Here is a 23,401-nt window from a genome sequence, read left to right as displayed (position 1 = left end):
ATTATATAACCATTGGTTGTAAATGCAGACGACTCTGTTCGTCCCTACTGATTCTGAAAAAAGCGATGTTATCTTTCGTCACAACAACTTCATTATAGTTAAGATTCTCTAACAGGTTCTTGAATATAATTAGTTCTACAAACTTCCCTCTTAGATCATTAAGCGAAGGACTAAAGCCCTGCTGAATGAAATGAAGCATTTCATATAAATCCAGGGATATGGTCAATTTAATATGCTTCTGTGTTTTGTGCCTGAAAGTCAAACTATCTGGTTCGTATTCAAGATACTGAACTAAATGACCAGTTCTATTCACAAACAATTCAAAATCATCCAAGTTAAATAACCGAAATGATTTACTAAATGGATCATTAATCTCAGTTGAGGATAAAATCAAGTACTCCCTATCAATTGCAGCATTATCACACCCTTCATTTAATGATATCGCTCTTGAAATACTAGTTTTTGTATCATTATTTATATCACCGTCACTAAGTACTCTGACAAATTTGAAGACAGAGTGATAAGGCAACCGCAAAAGATATGAAGGTAACTGGTTATAACCCTCATTAGGATCTTTCACTTGAGTGTATGAAACGCTTATTAAGCCTGCTTTACCTTCAAAATATTGATGTCTTACAAAATTTTTCTGGATAGACTTAATTCTTAGTACTTCAATATCGTCTTGTTCATAAGTTGGTTTTAATCTCTCAACTGCATTAAACGCATCTAGTAGATTAATCTCTCTCTCAGCAAATTCTAAATAGGACTTGCTCTGGTGTATACCAAAAAACAAATCACGGTCTAAATCCGGAATTGCTACCTCACCAATATCAGTTTCACGTAGCAATTTGATTAGTCGGTCTTGATTTCCTAAATCATCACACATCGGATTAGTAATGTTAAAGTAATAATTTTGCCAAAAAATTTCAGGAGAGTCACTGTTCACATTATATAATCCTTCGACATCTGCACAATCATAATCACGAGTCAAGGTGTAAGCAATAAAAGAACGTAAATCACGCATGGTAACATGCAATTCTCGCTTAAGAGTCGCAGTTCTCAACAGCCACTCCATACGAGTTATAATCTCATCGCCAGTGGCAGAATCATTAAACGACTCAACATTGTATTTTATAAAGCATTTGTTTGCCAAAGAGCAACCATCACATTGTTTCCAAAGTTCTTTTTTTGTAAGTGCTTTTATTTGCTGTCTGAATAAACTAGGTTCATTAAGATTCTTCGCAACAATTGACCTCAAATTCAGGTTAATAATCATCAAACCATCAGGAAGTTCATGATGACCTTCATTATAAAAGTAATTCTCAATGTTATCATGTAATTGATTGTGTTTTGATGTTGTTTTTAGAAACTCAACTAGTCTCCCTTCATTGATGGCAATAATTCTCCCTTCTGCAGCATCATTATAATTACTTAAATTTTCGAATGGCAGAAAAAAATTTTCAAGCACATCATGATTAACTTTTTCATCCTCGTCTTGTGAACCATCATAGTTACTTTCAAAGAGGATTCCATTAATTCTAAACTTAGCCCCATTTTTATGATCAAAACGTGTGATATTAGTGATATTTTTATCTTCCTCGATCTTTCTAATAAATGCAGTTTTACCATCACCCGCATTACCTGTTATAATCAGCAACTTAAACTGCCCATCCAAAACCGCTGGAATAAGGTGATTATCCAATTTGGTTGGTGTATAGGTAATTTGATCAAAATTACTTGTATTAAAATTTGCCCTTGTTCCGGAATTACCGTGTTTAGATTGACTGAACAAAGAGTTGATATATTTAACAAAGTCTTCTTGTTTGGCAAATTCAACTTGTATGCTGGATTGCTCTTTCTTACTCTCTAATATTCCGTCTTCACCAAATACAAGAAGGGCATCTAGCATTTCTTTCGCTGTTGTAAATCTACCTTCAGACCTAGGATTTATTGCTCTTAAAATGTAATTAGCAAAATCATCAGATAACCGTTCTTCAATCTGTTTTGGATTGATTGGCTCTTTACTCAAGATCGGCAACTTCCCTGGTGACCAGGGATATTGCTTACATAACAATTCATAAAGCGTAATGCCCAATGCGAAAGTATCAGCAGAAGTATTCCATTTTATTTTCGTTCCATCAATTATTAAATCTGGTGCTAGATAAGGATTGGTGCCGACAAAATCGTTATTGTCGTCTGCAAATGACGCAACATTAAAGTCAATTAGAACAAATCTTTGCTCATTATCCCATACGATATTCTGTGGTTTCACGTCTCTATGTAAAATTGGTTTATCAAGAGATTGCATGGCCACCAATGCGCTTAGTATATCTTTAGCCACCTGGAAAACTCTCTTAATAGATAATCGTGCGTCTGTACGAGTATAGATACTTAAGTTTTCTCCTTCAAGATATTCCATGATAGTATAAAACTGTCCATCTATGGATTTCCCATTCCCAACGAATTTAACAATATTAGGATGGTCCAATTTTTTTAAGGCCTTATATTCATCAATTACTGATTGTGCATTAACACTTTCGTGAAAAAGTTTAAGTGTAAAGGATTCTCCTTGCAATTGTTGGAGTACCTTGAATACTCGTGAGTAACCCCCTTTCCCTAATATCTTCTGAATCAGATAAACTCGCTCAAAGGAATCCCCTTCTTTTATGTCATATGTATCAATTGCTGGAGCAGCCATTTGCACAATCTTAGTTTCAGGAGCAGAAGATGGATTTCCTTTCAAGGCTTTATTAAAGAATTCTTCCAACTCCTCTATACTATCATAACGGAGACTTTCGTCTACCAATATCGTGTTATTACACAACTCATCTAACCATTTTGGCAGGGCACTATTAATCTTTGAGGGTAACCTATCTTCAGGCAGTTTTCCTGATAGGTTATTTAATTCGAACGGAGTCTTAACAGGCTCAAGCCCAGTAAATAGCCAGTAGATTAATACTCCTAGCGAGTAAATATCAGAAGCTCTTGAAGCATCACCAATGGTGAGTTCTAGGGGATGATATGCAGTAGCATTGCTTTCACTAATAGTAGGCATAACGGTATAACCTTGCCTTGACTCATCAGAGAAATAAGATTTTCCGAAATTTCCCAAGTAAGCATAGCCGCCGGTCATGAATATATTTTCCGGGTTGACATCTCTATGAAATACGTTTTCTTTATGTGCTTCTTTCAGCGCAGCCATAATATTTCGGATGATATCTATCTTTTCCTGGAACGTAAATGTTTTGGAACGCATTTCTGCTTTTAGTGAATTTTCATCTAAATAGTCAGATATTTCATAGAAAAGATGATTTTCTTCATCTATTCGAAATTCAACATTAAGAATGAATGGCTTAGCTTTTATTCTATTAAGCGCCCTATACTGATTGTTTATTTGATTTTCCCTTGCTAATAATTCCTCCTCACTTAATCCACTGACTTGCAATGCATATTCTTTTACTCTCTTCTGAATTGATGATGTGACACCTTTGGGCTTCACGAGATATTCAGCGTAGTTATTCTCTTGATGCAATAGCTCTATGATTTCATAACCTTCAACTTCGCGCTTTTCATTAGGTGCTTTCTGGCTCTGTTCACCGGTTAAGAACTGAACCAAATTAGCTTGAATCTCCGCGATGTCACCCTTTAGTTGTCCAATTTGATAAGGATCTTTTAAATAAGCGATCAGTTTCTCGTTGAGCTGAAAAGTAAGTTTTCCAGCTTCCTTCCACAATGACGGTTCATAAGTATTAGGAAAAGATAAAGTCACCATATTTTGAACCCAAACTTTACCCCAAGAAAAATTATGCTCTTGTAGTTTTGAAGCAAGAATTGCGGTTTTCTGCCTCCCGGTTTTCAAGGGGTTATTTCGCTGTTTATCATTTACATACCAATAATTATCATCCCCTTCGATCCGGCCTTTCCAGTCTTTGTTTTCAATATTATAAATTGCATGGGGTGCCACAACAATAATGTCATACTCCCAATATTGAGTTCGATTATTACGAGGATTTGTAGACGCAATTTCGACGTTTGGAATTAAATGAAAGGAGTCTGGAAGGTTTACCTCCAGAAAGTCAAGTAAACGCTTTTCTCCAGCATTTACAACCGAATCAAAATAGGGAGGTTTAATTATTTTTGCCATGATTCAATTTCTTTTTCAACAAGATTTATTGCTTGATTTTCCATTAAAATAGCTTGATTTAAATCATAGATATGTTGAGTAATCTTCTCTTCAATGAAGAGAATTTCCTCCGGATCTAATATTGGAACTTTTATATCTGCGATGTAGTCTTCATTTAGGTGTTGAATTACCGAGCCATATGAGCCAGATAACAAGGAACTTTTCCCCAATTCTGACTTTAGAAATGCATAAATATATTCTCTCGATAATTCGGATTCTTGTTTGATTACTATCCGTATAGCGTCTTCCGAAACTGCGTAGCCGGAAAAACACGGGAGTGTGTATACAGTATCTCCCAAAGTTCCACTTCGCGTTGTAAGAAGCCATCCTTCTTCAACTATAAATCCTTCAGAGCCTTTTTTACCTATGAATTTCTCTGTTTTTGTTGGATTAGCTTTCTGCATGGTAGAAGTTGATAAAAATGGGATACCTAAATCAACATAGTTCCTTTTTGAGCGTGGTCCAATAAAAATACCGCTGGTTTGGCTTCTAATGGTTTTGAAAGTTAGTCCCACTTTGCTCAAAGAATCTTTTACCTTTTTACCGACTATTGCATAAGAAGAATCGAATCTTTTATATCCACTCGAAATACTTTTGATTGAAATGTTTTGGCAGGCTGACGATCCATATTTATGACCAATTTGAAGTCCTTCAAATAACTCAATGGCTTCTCTCAGCATTCTATTTGCACCAACACGAAGACTCGTTGATTCTAAGATTAAAGTGTCAATTTCTTGCTGCTTTATTTTTTTTAATATAGGGATTGGCAGATCTTCAATATGATGAGGTTCAATGTGCTTGATTACACCACCATAACTGGATTGTGTCAATAGTCCATACCCATATTTAGAGGCAAGATAAGCGTATAGATATCCCTTTAAAACATTTCTTTCGTTTGGAATTGCTCTTATTAGATCGTGAGTACCAACTTTCCCTTCAAATTCTTCATTTGTAAAAACGCAATTACCCAGAGTTCCTGAACAAGAAATTAGTATCCAATCTTTCTGAATTCGTAAATTGTCAGCCTGACTTGTATATTTTTTTGAGATATACTTGCCGTTATTAATATCAGCATTAACCATATCGGAACCTGTCAGGTACGGCCAACCGTATTCTAACCCTTCTACGAATAATCTTTTGAAGATATTTCCTGAGAAAATTCTTGAACACTCTATTGACAATGATGTCAAATTATATGGTGATTTTGCAAGTTTCAATTTAGTTAATGGACCATCACTTAAATGATAGGAAGCATCTAATCTTAAATCGGATTCAGCGAAGCCAATATTCTTTATTTTTATGGCTTTCATAATAAATCGTTATTTAAAAATTTATAATATTCATCTCTGATTTTAGGTAGGTCATCATCCAGATGCTTTAATTTTTCCTTTCTAATTTTAACTTCTTTAACGGAATTTTTTTTATTAACTACATATTGAGTTTCAGTGTCAAATAACAATTCTGCACCTTCTTCATCTCTCAAATAAATAGGATTACCTCTTCTATCTTTGCCTAATTTTTCCGCGATAGCCATGAACACATCATAATCCTCGCCGCTCTCTTGAGCTAACTGGCGATCCAATTCGGTCTTTTTTTGCAAGAATAGTAATGAAGCTTGGACACCAACTTGAGGTAAAAATGCTTCTACAGCTAAATCTACTGACGCGAGTATTTTAAATTTATCAAGTATCCATACTCTGACTGGCAACGTGTTTGGATTTCCTAAAATACCATCTGGAAGAACTATAGCCATTTTCCCTCCAGGTTTTAAGAAGTTATAACACGCTTCGATAAATAACACCTCTGGAGCATCACTATACGCACCTAGCTTATAATTAAGTGTACCATCTTCTTTATATATAGTTCCTCTCTCTACCTTGACTTTTGCTCCAAACGGCGGATTAGTGAAGATCATATCGAATTTTTCTCGAGCATCTGTGCCATAGGCATTTTCCAGATCTTTCATCATTAATAGGCTTTGGTTAATTGCACTATTAATTTTAGCAATTTCATCTGGATGCTCCCAATTAGGGTATTCCAAGGAGTTTACATGGAAAATGTTAGCATGTCCATCACCTGCCATTACCATATTCATTCTAGCTGCTTTTTTTAAGTCGGGGTCAAAATCAAATCCAAAGATGCTATTTTCAGCATATTGACGTACGCGGTCATTTACATCAAATGAATTAAACTTTTCAGTTAATAATGGGCCATCAAGATCAGGGTATAGTTCTTTGGCAATCTGTTTACGAACATGATCTAAAACCATAACCAAGAAGCCGCCAGAACCGCATGCAGGATCTAAAACACGATCGGCCTCACTTGGATTCAACATTTCAACCATTGTTTTTACTATGTTTCGAGGCGTAAAAAATTGACCCGCTTCTTGCTTCAGTGTGTTACTTACAATTGTTTCATATGCTGTTCCTTTTACGTCAATAGAAGCATCAAGAAAAGAATATTTTGCTAGATCGCTGGCGATAAAAGCAATTCCCTTATCTCTTAGTTCAATTTCTTCGCTTCCAGAAAATACTTCCGAAAAAATTTTATCTTCTTTCAGTTCCTTAAAAAGACTTTTGATGCGGTCGGATACCTTTTTACACCCCTCTGCTGTATTCTTTTCCTTGACGCCAACCCAAAACTTTCTGCGATAGCTATCTTCTGAGGGGATAAATTTCCTCTTTTCATCATAAAGCTTACAGAATATCAGATATAGTAACTGCCAAAAAGCATCTTTTTTTCTTCCCTCATTTCCATAGATATAGTCGTGGGAACGTTTAAATACTTTAATTAGCGAGTCGTTAGCTGGTTTTCTACTACTAGAGCGATCTGCCCGATCAAGATCTTCTAATGTTTCTCCTTCGCCAGGGAAGTCAGATAGATCTGTAAATTCATAGTCAAAATTCATAGTATCATCTTCTTTCTGTAAGAAGTGATAACTTGACCCGTTGGCCCATAAACCAAACTCACAGTTTTCGACCGCGCCCATAGCATTTTCTAATGTTGCTGCCAGACCTTTCGTTTTGTCGGTATCTTTTACCTTATCGTCTTGCACAATGCATATACGGATAATATGTTCTTGATCATGAGACTTTCCTTGCTCAAACACAACGAGCTCAATTTTTTGCTTTTTCTGCTTATTATTATCTGGATCGGTATATTCAATCTTAAAATCACGCTCCATATCTGCTAAATCAAAACCATATTCCTCATTAAGCATGAGCGCAACTGATTGTATATTAATTTCTTGCGCTTTAACTTTTTTAATATCTCCTGTGATAACACAGACCAATTGGTTGTCCTCCAGTGATATATCTTCTTGCTCATTTATTTCTGCAGCCATGTTATTTTTCAATTTTTTATTTTTTTATTAAAATGAATAGACTATAGATTATTTCTTCAAACCGGATTTCCAATATTCGATCAATAATCTCGCATTCATGTACTTTATTACTTTGATTCTTTATTATTTGGTAACAACTCATTTTCAAAGATTATTTTTGCTATTTCTATATTACGTTCAAAACCGCTACTGATTAAATCTGCATAAACAACAAGTGGAGGTGCTGATATGGTTTCATTGTTAAATTTCCAAAAAAACTCACGTATTTCTACATTTCCATTTGGATCCGCTGACAATCCAAATTTTTGAGACAATGTTCCCACTTCTTCATTACTATATAGCATAAAATTTTCTGGATAGAAATCATTTACTAAAGTTGACACCGCAGATTCTCCTCCCCAAACGACATTGTCTTTATCAGCTAAATTTTTCACTGTTTTAAAATCAACATATTCCGAAAATTTCATTCGCTTTCTTAAAATTCGTGGCTTCAAGACGTCATTATAAGCGATTACCCACCTTTCGATTAAGTCTTTTTTGTTTTTAATTGTTCTTTTTTGTTTTGTCCGTAAGATGAAGTTTAAATCTTCTAATTCAGTGAAAATGTTACTGACCGATCCTATCGATATATCAGTTTTTTCAGATAATTCGCGATAAGAACATTCTAAACTTTCTGGCTTCGAAAGCAATAATAACATCAATTTTAGACCCGCTTCTTGAAACGCTCTAGAATGGTCTTTATCATATTTATCGCCTTTTTGTCCTTCAATGAAGATAAAAATTCCATCTTTTTTTATAAAGGCGTTACCGGATGCATCTAAGTAATTTAAATTATTATCCTTCAATAAATAGGCTGAACTTTTTGAAATATACTTTGCTACAAGCAGAATAGTTGCTTTTTCATTATTTGTCTTATTTACAAACGGTGTTAGGACCATTCCAATATTAGAATCTCTTATAGCTGATTTGGCTATAATATTTAGCCTCTCTTCTTTAATAGTAAGTGTTGCATCATATTCCTTACGTTTACTATCTATCTCAATATGTGTCTGAGTTAGACTCTCCAGTTTAGATACTGCATCATAAATAAAATCATTATTCCTATTCATGTTCATTATATTTGAGTGTTCAGTGACAATGAACACTCAAATATAATGAACACCTCTTGACTGGGCAAATATTTTAACTATTATTTGTAAACAACATTTTCAACTCCTGAAGTATTCCATGCAAATGTAATGTTAAGTTAATGGTATCAACGTTTATGACCAAAAACTGGTATAATTTCATTTACTAAAAAGCTCTTCTATCTTTGGCTTATAAGAAAAATAGATGGTTACGGGAATATCGCACTCTTTCAAATAATCTGTCATTATTTTCAGTGATACTTCAGGCGGTATTCCTCCATTAGAAGCACCTAATAGGGGGAAGGCAATTGATTCTATACCTCTGGTCCTATAAGTCTCCATAAATTTATCTAGCCCCTTTTCAAGATAGTACGCTGTACTCGGCTGACGCCAATCATATTTTGTTGGAAAGTTCAAAACCCATCTATGCTGTCCCTTATAGAGCCATAGCTTACCAATGTCCAGTAACCTGTCATTACATAATTGCTGATATTTTTTAAACATTTCAGGATATCTTTTCTTGAACTCCAGAGCAAGACCTTTCCCCATCACACCTACACAATTTACTGTATTCACGAGGGTTTGTGCATTGCTTTCAAAAATATTTCCAGATTCTATTATTTCCATTGATTACAACATGAGCTTTAATGTTTCTAAAAACTCTACAAATTTTTGTTCATACTCTTCATTGAAAGAGAGTCGTTGACCTCCACTTAACATAGCCAGTGAGCCATCCTCATCCAGTAAAAATAGCCTTTTTTGAAGTGACGGATAGCCCGCAGCATCACATTGGTAATAAATTGTTAGTGATTCAATAAAATCTTCCCCCGAGATTTCAAGCTGGTCTTTCATCTTGTAACCTTCAGTAACAGCCTCTCCTAGAGTGAAATTTTCACTGGTATTTAGAAATTGACCTATCGGATCAGCGTCAATAATCGTTTTCATAACTGATAAGGACTCATCACTATAAGGCAAGATATCGCGTTGTCGCTTTATGATTTCAAGAGTTTTGATATGTTGCTGCTTTCTATCACCCTCAGAAACAGCTGCCGGCTTGCCTATATCGTGCAAGGCAAGGCATAAAAGGTATTCTTTTTCTGTCGCAAATAATTTCTGCTTTCCTGCGAAATACCGTAGATAGATTGAAATGACTGCCCTTGTGTGGTCCTCCAGTGTTAAGTTATCGGGTCCTCCAACAGGCTGACCAAACCAATAAAAAAATTCCGGGTGGAATTTTAGCGCAATGAATAGTCCGTCAATGTCATTATCAGAAGAACTAATCCACTGTTCAAGTGCCACTTTTACAAACGAAATGTCAAAACTGTAATCAGAAGTATTCGTATGAATTAACCACGATCTTCCTTTGTAAAAGTAATATATTTTGTACATAGTCTGTTGCAAATCACTTTGAATAGCAACATCCTTGTTAGCGAAAGTAGTAATCCAATTATTCTTATTAAACTGCCCGTTTACAAAACCCGTAATTGCTTCCCACTCGCCTAAAGCTGAATGCTGCAGGATAAAAGAGCCATTGTGTGGGTGCGTTAAGGATGCCTTTAAACTCTGACTGGTTTTATCGAGCTGTACCCTAGGATTTTCTTGGTTGTAAAAAGCGGAATCAATCCGGATTTTAGGATCATAAACATCAGCCAAATCACCAAGCATTGCCAAAAGGCTCTCTTTTGCATAAGCATCTTGTACTACTAGGCTAAAATTTGTCCCTTCTAGGTTAAGTTCATCCTTCACTAAAAACTCTTGATGGGCTGCAATCCGAAATCTATCCCAACCGACTTCCGGTATTGTTTTATAAACTCCGTCAAAGTCAAACTTCGCAATGGTGCCTACATCTTTGCCAAATTCAACCTGTGGAGAGGCCATTGAGCCAATACTTACATTCCAATTATCCTGTTCCATAGCCTCTTCGAGAGGAATAACAAAAAATACAGGAACCGGGCATATGGGATCTCCGCTAATTTTTCTGATCGATTCCTGCCCCCTGCCAAGATTCTCTATATAGTATTGAGTTGGTGTCTTTGGACGGAAATAAAAACGAGCAAATACTTTCCTTTCAGCATCAGTCTGGGCAATAATACCTGAGCCTGCACTGTCCGAGAAAACGGCATCACGCCTACTTTTTATCGCCCCTTCACGAATAATAGATACTGCATTTTCAATATGACTAAAATGATAGATCATAAGATTCTCACCAGGTTTCTGTTGTTGAAGACCGGCTATCATCAGCTTTGATGGATCACTAGGATAAGCCTCTACAAGGGATTTATTACGAGCTAGTGATTCTCTCCAATGTCGCTCATAATCAGTTTTTGGCTTAGGGGTGAAATCATGATCTAATCCTGACGATGTTGCACCCTCTTGGGTTGTGGCATCATCTTCTTCATCCTCCACAATTTCCTCATCTTCAGGTATGGGAGGCAATTCAATTTCAAGCTCAATAAAATATTCCTTAATTTCTTGTATGGTTGAATTTAGAAGGAAGGAAATTTCATTCCTATACTTTTTTGCAGGGAAGATCTCACAAAGTTTATCAGGGAGTAAAAACATTACTTTCGATAAACGCCATGGCTTTGATACATACAGAGTACCATCGTGAAAATGAAGAGGAACTTTTCTATCCCAATCGTCACCATAGATAATATGGAGCTCTTTTGCCTCCTTAATATTCAGGTTTTCAAACTTAGAGTCCAGGTCATAGAGCATTTCCTCATAACCACTCTGCCTTTCTGATTCCATCCACTTTGCCCAATATGGGATAACTTCTCTGAGCTTATCTTTCAAAGTAGAGCCTTCAAGGTCAGCAGATGCTTTAAGCTTGAACTCATTTTGCCTTAGCACAGAAATATTAAAAAGCCCTAATAGGTTTTCAATATTTAGATGTCCTCTTGCATCGCCATCTAAATGGATAAATTGATATGCTCCTCCAAATATTTTGTAGTCTCCATCAGCATAATATTTTAACTCAGAGGCTCGCACGTAAGCTCCATCTGTTGTTAACAGACTAGCATCATGCGCCCAAGTAGTAACATTAGCAATTGTTTCATCATTCCAAAGAGAATAGTGATCAAGCAAGTATCTATAAATTCTATTGATACTGGTCTTGTTACTGGTGGATGGATCTTGTGCGATCCTAGTCAATAATAATAAATAATCGCTAAGCTCCAGATGCGGCTTAAACCCAAAAAATGCACGCCAATCTGCACTAAGATCGGGGCCATTAAATACGGGCAAATAAGTACTACAAAGCTTAACCGTTTCAGCTTCATTGAGGAATATCTGACCTGCACTTAGGCATGTCCCCATTTTTGTAGGAAGGCATTCGATCGCTGAAACATACCATTTCATATAATTCCCTATTTCACTACCATTGGTCCAACTCGATTTATTATCTCTACCATAGTAACCAGTGGCGGGCTTTGACAGGGAAGCAGGCATTGTATTGCCAATGACGTCTTGCCAGAAAACCGTGGAAAATTCAAAACTCGTTAACGTATATTTAAGAAGGCTCAGAGTGGAGAGGTTTTTGATGTTCTTTACCCAATATGAATTAATCCAGGTGTATTTATGCTCGGGTCGAGTAATAAAAGTTTCTTCAACACCATATGAAAGTAAAGTTGCGTTGTCAAGTCGCTTTTCATAAGTAATAATATCAATACCTTCATTGGTACCAAGCTCAAGAAAAAACGCTTTCCATTTAGTTACTGAAGTGCTATCAATAATGTAGGTATCACTTATGTAAATATCTTCCTCAAGCACAGACTGAAGTCCAAGACGTGGCCGGTAAACTGTGGATAAAAACCCCTCTTTAGCAGGTATTAGCTTACCTTGCATAGTCATAATCTGCAAATCCTTGAGTTGCCCTAAAATAATACTGTTAACATCACCTTTAACGTACAGATTGAAAATCTTGCGGATTGTATCCACCGCATTTTCAAGGGTAATATATGTTGAAGCCTTTGGTATAATGGTTTTTTCTAGAAATGTAAGATCCGATTTTTCTACCACACCTAATTTTTCTAACCATGCCTTAATTTCAGAGGCAGCATCCAACCACTCTTGTAAGCCTGGATGGATAAAAGATAGTTCACTTGCCTGATCATAAGTATCGCCCTGAGCTGGAAAGAATACATCTTTTGGTGACCTTAGTTCGTTCTTATGATTAAGGATAAACGGCCATGCCTTTAAAACCTCTTCGGTAACCTCATTAATTCTTTCATTATCTGCAACTGCTTTTAAATGATTGATAAGCTGCTTGTTTTTCTCCAGCGTATGCGCTGCAATAAAATGAGCGGCAGCTAATACATAGGGAACTTCCGGCCATCCAAATGTCGCTACTCCCGCCCTTTTTAACTTGGCCCTGTGCCCAATTTCTTTTACAAAAGGAGCAATATTAATATTTGGACGGACACCATTACCCATCGTAGATGTTCTGATAAACTGGGCTTCAAAAAAGGAAGTTCGCGAAAGCTGCGTAAAATCAATAATTGCTTCGTTTGTTTTTAACAGTGTATCCGTGCTATTGATGACGAAAGCAACGTTTTTAAGGGCAATATCCAAGCTTTCATTATAAAACTTTGCCAGTTTGTCTGTGAGCAGTAGTCTTCCTGGAAGGAGATCATATGCATCATACTGTTTATCGCCTACTAGCTGAGCAATCCACTTAACCAGTTCTAAGGGAATACTTGAAAATAACCATTCATTAAAGGGAGAATCCTGATGCAGGGTTTCCCTGTTGGCTACTGTATAAAAGGCTGCATTCACAAGAACTGGAATGTTATGTCCTTTTTCTTCCGTTGGTAAATAAGCATAAAGCAGCCTCTCAGTAGCTTCCAACATCGTTAACTTACCCTCAATTACCTTAGCAGCAAAAGTAATATCAACATGGCTGGTCAATTTTAGCTTTTCCGGTACATCCTTGTCTTCAGCTAATTTTCTTTTAGTATCATCTGGAACATCCAACGTTACCGAGTGTTTCAGCCACATTGACTTTTCTTCGCCATTAACTATTAATGAAGTTCGTCCTTCGTCAGTTTCAATTATTTCAATGTATGTGATGGTATCGGTTTCTATCGACAATGCTACTATATTTTTTAGAAAAAGGAACATATTCGCAGTCAAACCTAGCTGAATAATTGCATTTTTAATCTCCTCTGCATTTTTTAACACGATAATTGTCGCAACTTTCCATCCTCCTGTAGTCAGATACTCTTGAATGGCCGGACTAATATCCTGCGCATCAGTTATTATAGGAATCATTTGCCAAGGCATCTCAAATTTACGATCCTCCTGTTTTTCCCATGCATCCATACTCTCACCCCATTTATCCTTCCATTCATGCTGGTAGCTTGCATCAAACCGGAAGTACTCTCCTTCTGAGAAAATCGTTACAAGCTCTGACTGTCCAAATACAGATTTAAAACCGATACCTTTAAAACCTGTTTTATCAGGTGCATTTTTTTTCACTCCATCACCGATGCCAGTAATACCTCTGACATCACGGTTATCAAATGCTTTTCCCGAATGGGCAACTACAAGTATATCGCCAAATAGTTTTAGGCTCACTCTGACCTTTGCCTGCTCAACACTTGAGTCATCAGCGTTTTGAAGCAACTCATAAATAAAGCGTTTAGAATCTCTATACAGATCCGAAGATAAATATTTAAGAGACTCAGCCTGATACACTAGTTGGTGAGCCTGTTCATAGTTAGTATTGCGTTCAAACGTGAGGTTAACTGCGTTAATTAATGACATAATGTGAGTTTGGTTATTAGATTATGGAAAATGCAGAAGCATTTGTGTATACTAAGATCTTCATATGGTCTTAATACGAATGTAATAATGAAAAATAATTGACAGAAAAGAGATTAACGATTCAATTCCTCATATAAACCATAGTATGAGACCCTGCCTTTATGCGAATCTGTTTCCTGAGCATATAACTCCCTTATTTGATGAATTTCTAAGTTTTGATGTATTCCTGCACGCCAAGCTTCCCAAACATCTTTAGGAATGCGATTTTTCTTTTTCCAAAGAAATTCTTCGGCACACAAGTTAAAATAATCAATGATCTTATTTTTCTCTGTTGGGCTGAGTATCCTTGTTGGCTCAATACGAAGTTCATTGATAAGGTCATTCAAATCTGCATCATAACGTTCATTAAATGAGCGGAATAAATCCTTAAAGAACAAATCATTTTCAATACGAAGTTTTAAACTTCCATAGTAAATTGTTCCAATAGATACCAAACTTCCAAGAAATGCATTAGCATTAATAAGGTTTGTTGAATAAAAAGTGATTGCTGCTGCAAAAAGCAACACAAAAAGTATAGTATGGGGTTTTTCAGAAATTTGAGTCATTAGTTTAAATTAGAGCGACGAAAGGATTAATGTTCATACTAAAATATTAAAAATATCTTAATAGTACTCACTTAAATGTGTAAAATCGATTAACTTTCCCATCATTTATAATAATTCCTCTTAATCACTGATTTATTCAATACGGCTTGGAGTTTCTGACATCTCCGATATAAAACCATTTTTAGTGATTACTAAAAAGCTTTCAGGAAATTATTCTCTTACAATTACGATCCCTTCTTTTTCCTTCAATCCGCCTTCAACACCATTGAATTTGAATTTGGCAAGTATGCGGTTATTTTCGTCATTATAAAAAGTGCCAACAATCGTATCTTCTCTACCATCTTCCCAAGTTAAATAGGTAGTAGAAGTAACATTTTCACCAAGAGTTCCGACATTATTTAGGAAGAGTTGTATTACATATGGCTTTGCTTGATCATTCGGAACAATCAATTTTATTCCATATGGATCGCTTAACTTTGGATCATGATACAAAATTCTTTTACCATTGATAAGATAATACAGCCTCATTTTGGAGACCGATACCTCGCCCAGGGTTTTTAAAATATCTTTCTTGTCATTGTTTACAAAGGAAACCTTTAAAGACTGCTCGACAACTACCGATCCTACGCTTCCTTCCGTTTTCTTACACGATGCGAATGTTAAGAAAACAGCTACCAAACATATTAATTTCATATTTTCGAATATAAATAAAATTATGGACGAATATCATATACCATTCCTTGTTTATAGTTAAAGGAACCACCTGTATTGCTCAAATAATTTGTCTGATAATAACCGTTATCCAGGCCACTCCAGCCCCAGTTCATGTAACCGTAAAGGTAGCCATAAGCAGCTATAATCTGCCCTGTTTTATAATCCCAGTTGCAGGACCAAGCTAATTTTGCTCCTTCGACAACCCAGGCATGACCATTTGTATAGGAGCCGTTTACATTCCTTCCACCTCTCATGATAACAACTCTGCCTGCCTGCAATTCAGTCAACATTTTATCTCCATTAAAATCCATATATTTTGCGGAACTGTAACCAAAAGTATTTTTAAATGCACTAGCAACATCATTTTGCGTGTTTGCACCAGATCCGTTGCATCTCCAGTCCATGTCAACGGCATCGCCAATATGCTTCATTTATTTTGCTGTTTCAGCTGAAGGTGGTGTAAGTGGCATAGCATTCCAGCTGTATTGTGATGGATAACTATGGTACCGCATAACTTGTGCCATAGCTTTCAATTATTTTACTGAAAATTCCGTGATGATTTTCTTTAGGTCAATTCCTTTGCCTAAGACAGACTTAAAGATATCGCCTTCATCCTTTACGCGTTCAACGGCATTGAATATGGTGAAGTCAGACATTTTGAGTCCTTTTTTTACCTCCTCCCAATGGAGTGGCATCGAAACAGTCGCGCCCGGTTTTGGTCTTACCGATAGGCGGCAGCTATAGTTGCATCGGGGCGGTTCTGCAGAAAGTCTAAATACATTTTTCCTTTGCAGTCTTTAATGGCACGCTCAATGCTGGTGTACTTCGGTAGTTTAATATAAGCGCATATAGAATTAATCTTCCCTGCATCCGGAGAAGAATGCAGTTAGTTGGCAGGAATAAATTTACTTACTGTGGCGTTTCTTGAGGTATGTTTCCAGCGTTTTTCGATCATTACTTCCCGTTGCACGTATGGCTCCGGTGACCGCCTGTGATGTCACGCCCATTTTGTCCTTGAAATACTGGATTTCATAGTTTTCAGTTCCACTAACTTTACTACGATCCTGCTGACCTTTTTTTGATTTGTTATCTGCCATGATATTAGAATTAAGATAGTTATGGTTTTGTAGATTACAAAAATCACACCGTTGCATAGTATTCAACACAATGATTATAATTTCTGCTGTCCTAGAACAAACTCAAACCGTAAAAAGTTCTGTTTTTTAAAAACAAAGAAGTAGTTGCGTATTTTTTTTGCTGATGATGCACTATAACGCCAAATTAATATCGGCAGTATAGCCTTTAATAGGCTACAAAAATTATCATTTACTCCTAAAGCTGTTCATTTCACCTGTTGAAATCGAATACACCTCAATCCTTTTTTTGCGTAGATCTTTGATAAAATAATAATTGGAAGTTTTATACAAAATATATCTATCCTTTTCACCCTCTCTCATGATAGGCTGATCCGAATAGCTCTTTAACACGATATCCATGGTGGGTTTAAGATTCATCCTATGTTTCGCATCCAGAGTTGCTCTCACTTCGGCATAGAGAAATGCAAACAATATGGCTAATCCGAATCCGAGATTTCTACTCTCAAATAGATATACGTAGCTAGCAACACTACCTAATACCAAAAAAATAAGAATTATTAGTAAGTCAAAATGGTACGCTCGCAATAGGACCGTCAATCCTATCAGCACAGCGATTACCGTTACGTATACCGTGAATCTTGAAATCTGTTTTTCTTTCTTTTCGCTAGGTGCTATTTTTCCGTTAAGCGTTTCGTCATTTTCTCTCCGCTTAGTCTTTCCGTATAGTATGATAGGTACCATAATTGTCAGCATTAGGGATAGGACGGTACAGATGTATATAATAGGCATGAGGTTCTCATACAAAACAGCAAGAGAATCTTTAAGTTCAAAATATATGTAATAGGGCATGTTGCATCTATTAAAGAACTCCCATATATAAAAGAATCCTAAAGCTGGCAGAATAACAACCAACTCGGCAATCTTAATAAACGGTTTGTCTTCAGGCGATTGGTACGTTTCCTCCAGGTGATTCAGCCATTTCGTGATTTGATCTTTTGTAATTCTTGTATTCATATGTTTAAAATATTTCTTTTGCCAACTGTATTGGAAGATATGGTTTGAATATAACCAATAGCCTTATAGAGAACACCAGCTTCAAGATCGCATATGTTGTTGCGTTTAGCTATTTTCTTTTAATATGAGCCGTTTCTTCTGAAATTTGCTTGCAAATCCAAAGAAACACATCTATTTATCACCGGTTCATTGCAGGTCAGATAAACTATTACCTTTTCTCCAAAGTACTTCCAATAAATTGGTATCAGCCAGGAAAATCGTAATGTGGAAAGTCTACGCTTAACAATGTTCTTCTAATTTCACCTGCAGAAGATAGATTTTCCATTAAGAGACATTTCATTTTCAGGTTATTGCTTAGAAATATACAAAAAAATAACGATTAGTGCCTTCTCTCATCCATAGTCCATTTCCTGATGAACATTCCTATTGTCTTCCATTTCCTTATTTCCCTAATCATTCATTATCACAGTCTTCGTGATATCTGCTACCTGGCAGATCATTATACAAGCACAGTAGTGATTGGGTTGGGATATTTTCCAAGACGAAACGGATAAAAAGGCAGCTAAGGTATTATGGGCACCAGCCGCACCAGGCTACCAAAAGACTACGGCATAAACGGTTTCCTCCCCTAAAGGGTACCCTTCCAATTATTCCGTTTCCTTTTGGTTTTACGCCCTGCCCATACCTTTTTGTGGCTTTCTTTTTTTCCGTTTTTTCTTTTGGAAAAATTTTTTGAAGGAAGAAAGAAAGGGAAAAAAGAGCAGAGCTAACAGGATTGTATAACATCAAAACAAAGATTATGAACATTATCGGAAGACTAACACGCGACGCGCAGGTACGTACAGTGTTACAGGACAAACAAGTGGTAAACTTCTCAGTAGCCACCAACGACAGCTACAAAAACAAACAGGGCGAGCGCGTAAAGCAAACCACCTATTTCGATTGCGCCTACTGGATAAGCCCCGCTGTTGCCACAAAACTCACCAAGGGCACACTCGTAGAGCTATCAGGACGCGTATACGCAAGAGCGTGGCAAGGTAGTGATGGACAGGCTCACGCAGGGCTCAACTTCCATACCTCCCAAATTAAACTGCATGGAAGTGGTAGCGGTAAAAACTCCGAAAACCCTGAAACCTCACAAGCTTCAGAATACCCCACTACCCCACAGGACAACGAGTTTACCAAGATGGGAGCAGACGACGACCTCCCATTTTAACAGCAGTCATTTAATCATTTCAATCAAATTCAATTCATCAAATTTTTAACACTAAACATCTAATATCATGGCACATAACTTAAATTTCAACAACAGAACAGGAAAATATTCATTTTTCAGCGTACAGGAAAAAGCATGGCATAATCTGGGGCAGATCGTACAAGACTACCCAACAAGTGCCGAGGCCATCGAACATGCAGGATTAGATTACGAGGTTATCAAAACCCCACTCTACACCAAAGGTTCAGGCATTATCGAAACCTCACAGGGCATTGAGATTGCGGACAGTGAACTGCACGTTCCTGACTATTTCGCCAATATCCGAAACGATAACAATGCCGTACTCGGTGTCGTGGGCAAAGACTACCAAATCGTACAAAACCGCGAAGCCTTTTCATTCTTTGATTCCATTGTAGGTGGTGGTGATGGTATTCTGTACGAGACCGCAGGAGCTTTAGGCAATGGAGAGCGTATTTTTATCACCGCCAAACTACCCGACTATATTCGTGTAGGTAGCGGGGATGATGTAACGGAGAAATATATCTTCCTGACCACCTCGCATGATGGCAGCGGAAGTATTACCGCTGCCTTTACCCCTATCCGCATAGTCTGCCAAAACACCCTTAACGCCTCACTCCGCAATATGAGTAATGTGGTGCGCATCCGCCACACATCGGGAGCCAAACAACGTCTTGATGATGCCCACAAAGTAATGGGACTCGCCAATAAGTTCAGCACAGAACTGGAAGGAATCTTTAACCAATGGGCAAAATTTAAGGTCAATGACCAAGAAGTTAAAAAACTCATCCAGTTAGCTCTATGCCCAAACAAAGAAACCCTGCAACATCTGCAAAAAGGCAATGAGGACGAAATTTCAACCGTATTTAAAAATACTGTAGAAGATGCTTTTGCCTACGCTATGATCAGCGATACGCAGCAAATGGACACCACCAAAGGGACCTTGTTCGGAGCCTATAATGCGGTGACAGGCTACTATCAGAATGTACGCACCTATAAAGATGATGAGGCAAAATTGCAATCCATCGTCATGGGTGGTACTGCGCAACTCAAATCACAGAAAGCATTTGAACTATGCACAGCATTTGCCACAGAGGGCGCAGAAATTTTCAATCTCAATTAATCATCCACAGGCAACTACCCTGACAAGGGGGTTGCCTTTAAAAACTTACTTCAAATGACCATAGAAATTTATACAGCAACCCTTACCCACGATAAGGGCAAGATGAGCCTGACAGTAATCTCGCTCAGTGGCGAGCAGGGAGCAAAAAAGCAAATCATGGTATCGGAAGGATGCCCTGAAAGTGCCATTATCAAAATAGAAAAATTAACAGCAAAAAGTCAGTATAACACCAATTAACAACGATATGAAAACTATAGAACAAATGTTTAACGTAGATAAGGGAAAACTTTTGGCTAGTCTATTTCCACAGGAGATACCCAATATCACCCTTTTAATAGAGCAGGAAACACTGCGTTTCCTAAATAATGAAGAACTCATTAAAAGCCAGTGGACAGGAACGCTAGTTACAGCTAATCTGTGGTTCGATCTCGTACGCAATGTTGAAAAAGCCGTAAAAAAATACGGAAACAGATTCCCCAAAAATCACAACCTATTCAGAGACCAGTTATTTGACGGGTATGATGCGCTGTTTACCATCAACTGCCTTATTGAATATTCACTGACAAAGGACTGCAATCACAGGTTAAAACTTGCCATACATCTGCTTTTTGGGAGCGAGAAATTCATTGCCAATGTTCCCAAAAACACAGGCCAAGGCCACAATTTAACAGAGGGCTAGTTAACAGCAGCCATAACCATTTAAATCTATCATCATGATATTATCAAATCAACCAACAGAGCATATTTTGTTAAAAGCAAAAACCAACAGTGAGTGGGATACCTGCGATTTTGCCATTATCCCCATTTCCGAGGATTGGAAAAATGAACTCCAAAAACGGCTCAACTTAATTGAGCCGTTTACAGAAGATCCACTTTTTATTTCAATGAGTTATTATGACACAGGGGTTGAATTTTATAAGGACGATGACATAATAACGCCTCATTCTGCGGAATTACTGAAAGACAGCACATGGGTATTTGTCACCACTGATGCGGAGGAAGCTGAAGCAATGTCCTCACCTGAAAACTCTCTGGACTGTCACGAGCTTGTGATCAATGCAGACGGAACAGCCTACTATAAAGCTTCCGGAAAGTATACAGGTGAAGAATTTTGGACAGCCCATTTCTCCATTAAAAAGCTTATTGAGCATTTAGATATTGAAAATTTTGAACGCTACACCAACAGAAAATATGAAAATCGGGGTCATTAAATACAGAAAATACGAGGAAAGGGTTACACTGAATGAACATTTTATTATCGATGATCTATTCAACATTATTATCAATGACAAGGACTATGTCAAATTCCAAATTATCGACACCAACGGAAATCTGCTACTCTCCACCCATTACGATGAGGCCGGAGCAACCATAGAATACCTTAAAGTCGTAAAAGTAAAGCGCGAGGAAGAAATTTTAGGAACCACCTACAACGCCTTCAATATCCCTCAGTTTGTCTATAAAACAAGGGTAACATGGATAGTCAAGGGGGGAAGCTTTAAAACCAAGAAAGAAGCCCAAAAATATGTAGACAGAACCAACACCAGAGCAAAGGGCCTGATTGAAAAAGTGATAGCCCGCAAAAGCAGTGAAAATAACCCGAATCCTTAAAACCAAAAGCATGAAAATCATTGATCTAAACGGTCGTAGCATTGAAGTAACCGACCTTAATAAAGCCATCAGGATCGCAAAACAATGTAAAAGCTACCAACATGAAGATAAACGTTTCGCAGACTTAGACAGAAGGTTACATGCTTATTGGACGGACTTCCACGGGAAATTATTAAAACTTAAATCAAAACTGGCATCATGAAGAATGTAACGGATACAACGGAATATAAGGCGTTATGCATCATCGCCCGAATGGTAAAGAATTTTGAAAAACTTCATTTCTTAACCATCACAGAAAAAGATGCTTCCGCCCTCAGTTATGCCAGAGATCTATTGGAGCGTATTATCCATACCAACGGGTATACAGTCAATTATAACCGAAAAAGAAATAGAGTACTACTCAAAACTAAACTTAAACCCTAAAATCTTACAACATGAAAAACGACAGCACTCATGACAACAACGCATTTGCGGACTATCTATTTAATAATTACATAAAAGCGCACCGAAAAGCCGATAAATGCACATCAAGGCATTATTGGGGCTTGCTTGAAAAATATGCAGAGATCGGTTTTCCCAAAGCCGTCCAAAAATCCGAAAGAGAATATGCCGAAAAGCTCACCAAGCTCATAAGAAATGCTTTTCCCGATTGGAATACCCATCTGCTTATCCTGCGTGGAGAAGAAGGAAAACAGGAATATGCAGAGAATATGGCCAACTATGAGTCGCGCCTACGCACCATAGGGCATGATGAAGAAAGCATTAAACAAATGATCACCAAAAAAATAGAACTCAATTATGGAAACGACTAACTTTTTCAATCAACTCACCCAAATCAATATTACAGGTGATCTGCAAATCACCATCAGACAGGGCATAGAAAATCAGGTAATTGTATCCGTGCTGCTCCAAAATACTACCTGTGGTGATAACGCTAAAAATCTTATTCCCCCTTTAACCCTTCGGGGAACAGCCGAGGAACTCGACAACGGATTTTTTGAAAATATTACTGCGCCTTTGCAGTCCGCTTCGGGCCTGATGGTACATATGGAAGCCTTTATGAAGCAACTGGAAGAATCCAAAAAGAACTCAGCAATGGAAAAAGAAAAAGCCGACCGCGAGAAAAAGGAAAAAGAAGCCAAAGACAAAAAATATAATGATGCCCTGCAAAAAGCAGACGAACTCGAAAAAGAAGGCAAATTCAAAGAAGCATGGACGGCACTGCCAAAAGCATCCGAATTTCCTGAATATGCAGAACAGCTCCGCAAAAAACAATCCGTTTATGAGCATCACTTTGCCCCTAGCCTTTTCAGTGAGTAACCCTATTATATAAACCCAAAATCAAATATTATGTTATTAGCAACCCAATTAGAAAGAGTATTTCTGTTCAAGGATCAAGGTCAGGAAATAAAACTCACCGACCCCGAACCGAAATGGAGCGCAGAAGCGGTATTGAATTTTTATACCAATACCTATCCCCTATTAACAACAGCCAAAATATCAGCCCCGAAAATCAAAGATGATACGGTAGAGTATCATTTTGAAAGCGTAATGGGTACTAAAGGTTAAATTTTTTAAATGATA

Annotated in this window: 23 protein-coding genes; 11 read left to right on the top strand and 12 right to left on the bottom strand. The window is 37.2% G+C overall.

What is annotated here, in order from left to right; translation table 11 throughout:
• Position 1: 1 nt before the first annotated feature.
• From mads6 to N0B48_RS08155, 12 genes are all read right to left on the bottom strand, one after another.
• Positions 2-4,144 (bottom strand): methylation-associated defense system protein kinase MAD6, encoded by a 4,143-nt coding sequence (gene mads6 / locus N0B48_RS08210; RefSeq protein ID WP_259838164.1) that lies wholly within the window; start codon positions 4,142-4,144, stop codon positions 2-4.
• Complete coding sequence (locus N0B48_RS08205; RefSeq protein ID WP_259838161.1) at positions 4,132-5,493, bottom strand: restriction endonuclease subunit S; 1,362 nt, start codon at positions 5,491-5,493, stop codon at positions 4,132-4,134. The genes mads6 and N0B48_RS08205 overlap by 13 nt, the downstream gene beginning before the upstream one ends.
• Positions 5,490-7,526, bottom strand: coding sequence for a methylation-associated defense system DNA methyltransferase MAD2 (gene mads2, locus N0B48_RS08200; RefSeq protein ID WP_259838159.1), 2,037 nt, complete (start codon positions 7,524-7,526; stop codon positions 5,490-5,492). The genes N0B48_RS08205 and mads2 overlap by 4 nt, the downstream gene beginning before the upstream one ends.
• A 107-nt stretch (positions 7,527-7,633) precedes the next feature.
• Positions 7,634-8,635, bottom strand: a complete 1,002-nt coding sequence (locus N0B48_RS08195; protein WP_259838158.1) for a type IV toxin-antitoxin system AbiEi family antitoxin — start codon at positions 8,633-8,635, stop codon at positions 7,634-7,636.
• A 177-nt stretch (positions 8,636-8,812) separates the two neighbouring features.
• On the bottom strand, positions 8,813-9,280 hold the full coding sequence (locus N0B48_RS08190) for a macro domain-containing protein (RefSeq protein ID WP_259838157.1): 468 nt from the start codon (positions 9,278-9,280) through the stop codon (positions 8,813-8,815).
• Between the two features lie 3 nt (positions 9,281-9,283).
• Positions 9,284-14,419 carry a DarT ssDNA thymidine ADP-ribosyltransferase family protein gene (locus tag N0B48_RS08185; RefSeq protein WP_259838156.1) on the bottom strand — a complete coding sequence of 1,712 codons (5,136 nt, stop codon included), beginning with the start codon at positions 14,417-14,419 and terminating at the stop codon, positions 9,284-9,286.
• A gap of 113 nt (positions 14,420-14,532) precedes the next feature.
• The gene (locus tag N0B48_RS08180; RefSeq protein ID WP_259838154.1) at positions 14,533-15,024 is read right to left on the bottom strand and encodes a hypothetical protein; all 492 of its coding nucleotides are present in this window, start codon (positions 15,022-15,024) and stop codon (positions 14,533-14,535) included.
• 210 nt (positions 15,025-15,234) lie between these two features.
• On the bottom strand, positions 15,235-15,717 hold the full coding sequence (locus N0B48_RS08175) for a hypothetical protein (protein ID WP_259838152.1): 483 nt from the start codon (positions 15,715-15,717) through the stop codon (positions 15,235-15,237).
• A 20-nt stretch (positions 15,718-15,737) separates the two neighbouring features.
• Positions 15,738-16,169, bottom strand: coding sequence for a C10 family peptidase (locus tag N0B48_RS08170; RefSeq protein ID WP_259838150.1), 432 nt, complete (start codon positions 16,167-16,169; stop codon positions 15,738-15,740).
• Positions 16,170-16,271: 102 nt separating this feature from the next.
• Positions 16,272-16,394 (bottom strand): hypothetical protein, encoded by a 123-nt coding sequence (locus tag N0B48_RS08165; RefSeq protein ID WP_259838148.1) that lies wholly within the window; start codon positions 16,392-16,394, stop codon positions 16,272-16,274.
• Between the two features lie 249 nt (positions 16,395-16,643).
• On the bottom strand, positions 16,644-16,835 hold the full coding sequence (locus N0B48_RS08160) for a DUF3606 domain-containing protein (RefSeq protein WP_259838146.1): 192 nt from the start codon (positions 16,833-16,835) through the stop codon (positions 16,644-16,646).
• A gap of 225 nt (positions 16,836-17,060) precedes the next feature.
• Positions 17,061-17,684, bottom strand: a complete 624-nt coding sequence (locus tag N0B48_RS08155) for a hypothetical protein (RefSeq protein WP_259838145.1) — start codon at positions 17,682-17,684, stop codon at positions 17,061-17,063.
• A gap of 964 nt (positions 17,685-18,648) precedes the next feature.
• Here N0B48_RS08155 and N0B48_RS08150 point away from each other — a divergent pair.
• From N0B48_RS08150 to N0B48_RS08100, 11 genes are all read left to right on the top strand, one after another.
• Positions 18,649-19,065 (top strand): single-stranded DNA-binding protein, encoded by a 417-nt coding sequence (locus N0B48_RS08150; RefSeq protein ID WP_259838144.1) that lies wholly within the window; start codon positions 18,649-18,651, stop codon positions 19,063-19,065.
• A gap of 67 nt (positions 19,066-19,132) precedes the next feature.
• Complete coding sequence (locus N0B48_RS08145) at positions 19,133-20,206, top strand: DUF932 domain-containing protein (RefSeq protein WP_259838143.1); 1,074 nt, start codon at positions 19,133-19,135, stop codon at positions 20,204-20,206.
• A gap of 54 nt (positions 20,207-20,260) precedes the next feature.
• Complete coding sequence (locus N0B48_RS08140) at positions 20,261-20,443, top strand: hypothetical protein (RefSeq protein ID WP_259838142.1); 183 nt, start codon at positions 20,261-20,263, stop codon at positions 20,441-20,443.
• Between the two features lie 7 nt (positions 20,444-20,450).
• A complete protein-coding gene (locus tag N0B48_RS08135; RefSeq protein WP_259838141.1) occupies positions 20,451-20,885 on the top strand; it encodes a hypothetical protein in 435 nt (144 codons plus the stop codon).
• Between the two features lie 34 nt (positions 20,886-20,919).
• Positions 20,920-21,417 carry a hypothetical protein gene (locus N0B48_RS08130; RefSeq protein ID WP_259838140.1) on the top strand — a complete coding sequence of 166 codons (498 nt, stop codon included), beginning with the start codon at positions 20,920-20,922 and terminating at the stop codon, positions 21,415-21,417.
• The gene (locus N0B48_RS08125) at positions 21,398-21,817 is read left to right on the top strand and encodes a hypothetical protein (RefSeq protein ID WP_259838139.1); all 420 of its coding nucleotides are present in this window, start codon (positions 21,398-21,400) and stop codon (positions 21,815-21,817) included. Before N0B48_RS08130 ends, N0B48_RS08125 begins: the two co-directional genes overlap by 20 nt.
• Positions 21,818-21,827: 10 nt before the next feature.
• Positions 21,828-22,019, top strand: a complete 192-nt coding sequence (locus N0B48_RS08120) for a hypothetical protein (RefSeq protein ID WP_259838137.1) — start codon at positions 21,828-21,830, stop codon at positions 22,017-22,019.
• The gene (locus N0B48_RS08115; protein ID WP_259838135.1) at positions 22,016-22,240 is read left to right on the top strand and encodes a hypothetical protein; all 225 of its coding nucleotides are present in this window, start codon (positions 22,016-22,018) and stop codon (positions 22,238-22,240) included. Before N0B48_RS08120 ends, N0B48_RS08115 begins: the two co-directional genes overlap by 4 nt.
• 11 nt (positions 22,241-22,251) lie before the next feature.
• Complete coding sequence (locus N0B48_RS08110) at positions 22,252-22,629, top strand: hypothetical protein (RefSeq protein WP_259838133.1); 378 nt, start codon at positions 22,252-22,254, stop codon at positions 22,627-22,629.
• Positions 22,616-23,137, top strand: coding sequence for a PRTRC system protein E (locus N0B48_RS08105; RefSeq protein WP_259838131.1), 522 nt, complete (start codon positions 22,616-22,618; stop codon positions 23,135-23,137). The genes N0B48_RS08110 and N0B48_RS08105 overlap by 14 nt, the downstream gene beginning before the upstream one ends.
• Before the next feature lie 30 nt (positions 23,138-23,167).
• Positions 23,168-23,386 carry a PRTRC system protein C gene (locus N0B48_RS08100; protein ID WP_259838129.1) on the top strand — a complete coding sequence of 73 codons (219 nt, stop codon included), beginning with the start codon at positions 23,168-23,170 and terminating at the stop codon, positions 23,384-23,386.
• Positions 23,387-23,401: the final 15 nt, after the last annotated feature.

The organism is Chryseobacterium herbae (assembly GCF_025154075.1).
GTDB lineage: Bacteria > Bacteroidota > Bacteroidia > Flavobacteriales > Weeksellaceae > Chryseobacterium > Chryseobacterium herbae.
Note: the sequence above shows the minus strand (reverse complement) of the source record. Positions and strands in the feature narration are given on the sequence as shown.

Coding starts and splice junctions, on each gene's coding strand:
- N0B48_RS08155 (WP_259838145.1), bottom strand. CDS start 17,684: ATGCCCTATTACATATATTTTGAACTTAAAGATTCTCTTGCTGTTTTG.
- N0B48_RS08165 (WP_259838148.1), bottom strand. CDS start 16,394: ATGTCTGACTTCACCATATTCAATGCCGTTGAACGCGTAAAGGATGAA.
- N0B48_RS08145 (WP_259838143.1), top strand. CDS start 19,133: ATGGCACATAACTTAAATTTCAACAACAGAACAGGAAAATATTCATTT.
- N0B48_RS08185 (WP_259838156.1), bottom strand. CDS start 14,419: ATGTCATTAATTAACGCAGTTAACCTCACGTTTGAACGCAATACTAAC.
- N0B48_RS08150 (WP_259838144.1), top strand. CDS start 18,649: ATGAACATTATCGGAAGACTAACACGCGACGCGCAGGTACGTACAGTG.
- N0B48_RS08135 (WP_259838141.1), top strand. CDS start 20,451: ATGAAAACTATAGAACAAATGTTTAACGTAGATAAGGGAAAACTTTTG.
- N0B48_RS08125 (WP_259838139.1), top strand. CDS start 21,398: ATGAAAATCGGGGTCATTAAATACAGAAAATACGAGGAAAGGGTTACA.
- mads6 (WP_259838164.1), bottom strand. CDS start 4,144: ATGGCAAAAATAATTAAACCTCCCTATTTTGATTCGGTTGTAAATGCT.
- N0B48_RS08170 (WP_259838150.1), bottom strand. CDS start 16,169: ATGAAGCATATTGGCGATGCCGTTGACATGGACTGGAGATGCAACGGA.
- N0B48_RS08110 (WP_259838133.1), top strand. CDS start 22,252: ATGAAAAACGACAGCACTCATGACAACAACGCATTTGCGGACTATCTA.
- N0B48_RS08105 (WP_259838131.1), top strand. CDS start 22,616: ATGGAAACGACTAACTTTTTCAATCAACTCACCCAAATCAATATTACA.
- N0B48_RS08205 (WP_259838161.1), bottom strand. CDS start 5,493: ATGAAAGCCATAAAAATAAAGAATATTGGCTTCGCTGAATCCGATTTA.
- N0B48_RS08195 (WP_259838158.1), bottom strand. CDS start 8,635: ATGAATAGGAATAATGATTTTATTTATGATGCAGTATCTAAACTGGAG.
- N0B48_RS08180 (WP_259838154.1), bottom strand. CDS start 15,024: ATGACTCAAATTTCTGAAAAACCCCATACTATACTTTTTGTGTTGCTT.
- N0B48_RS08115 (WP_259838135.1), top strand. CDS start 22,016: ATGAAGAATGTAACGGATACAACGGAATATAAGGCGTTATGCATCATC.
- N0B48_RS08100 (WP_259838129.1), top strand. CDS start 23,168: ATGTTATTAGCAACCCAATTAGAAAGAGTATTTCTGTTCAAGGATCAA.
- N0B48_RS08120 (WP_259838137.1), top strand. CDS start 21,828: ATGAAAATCATTGATCTAAACGGTCGTAGCATTGAAGTAACCGACCTT.
- N0B48_RS08175 (WP_259838152.1), bottom strand. CDS start 15,717: ATGAAATTAATATGTTTGGTAGCTGTTTTCTTAACATTCGCATCGTGT.
- N0B48_RS08160 (WP_259838146.1), bottom strand. CDS start 16,835: ATGGCAGATAACAAATCAAAAAAAGGTCAGCAGGATCGTAGTAAAGTT.
- N0B48_RS08130 (WP_259838140.1), top strand. CDS start 20,920: ATGATATTATCAAATCAACCAACAGAGCATATTTTGTTAAAAGCAAAA.
- N0B48_RS08190 (WP_259838157.1), bottom strand. CDS start 9,280: ATGGAAATAATAGAATCTGGAAATATTTTTGAAAGCAATGCACAAACC.
- N0B48_RS08140 (WP_259838142.1), top strand. CDS start 20,261: ATGACCATAGAAATTTATACAGCAACCCTTACCCACGATAAGGGCAAG.
- mads2 (WP_259838159.1), bottom strand. CDS start 7,526: ATGGCTGCAGAAATAAATGAGCAAGAAGATATATCACTGGAGGACAAC.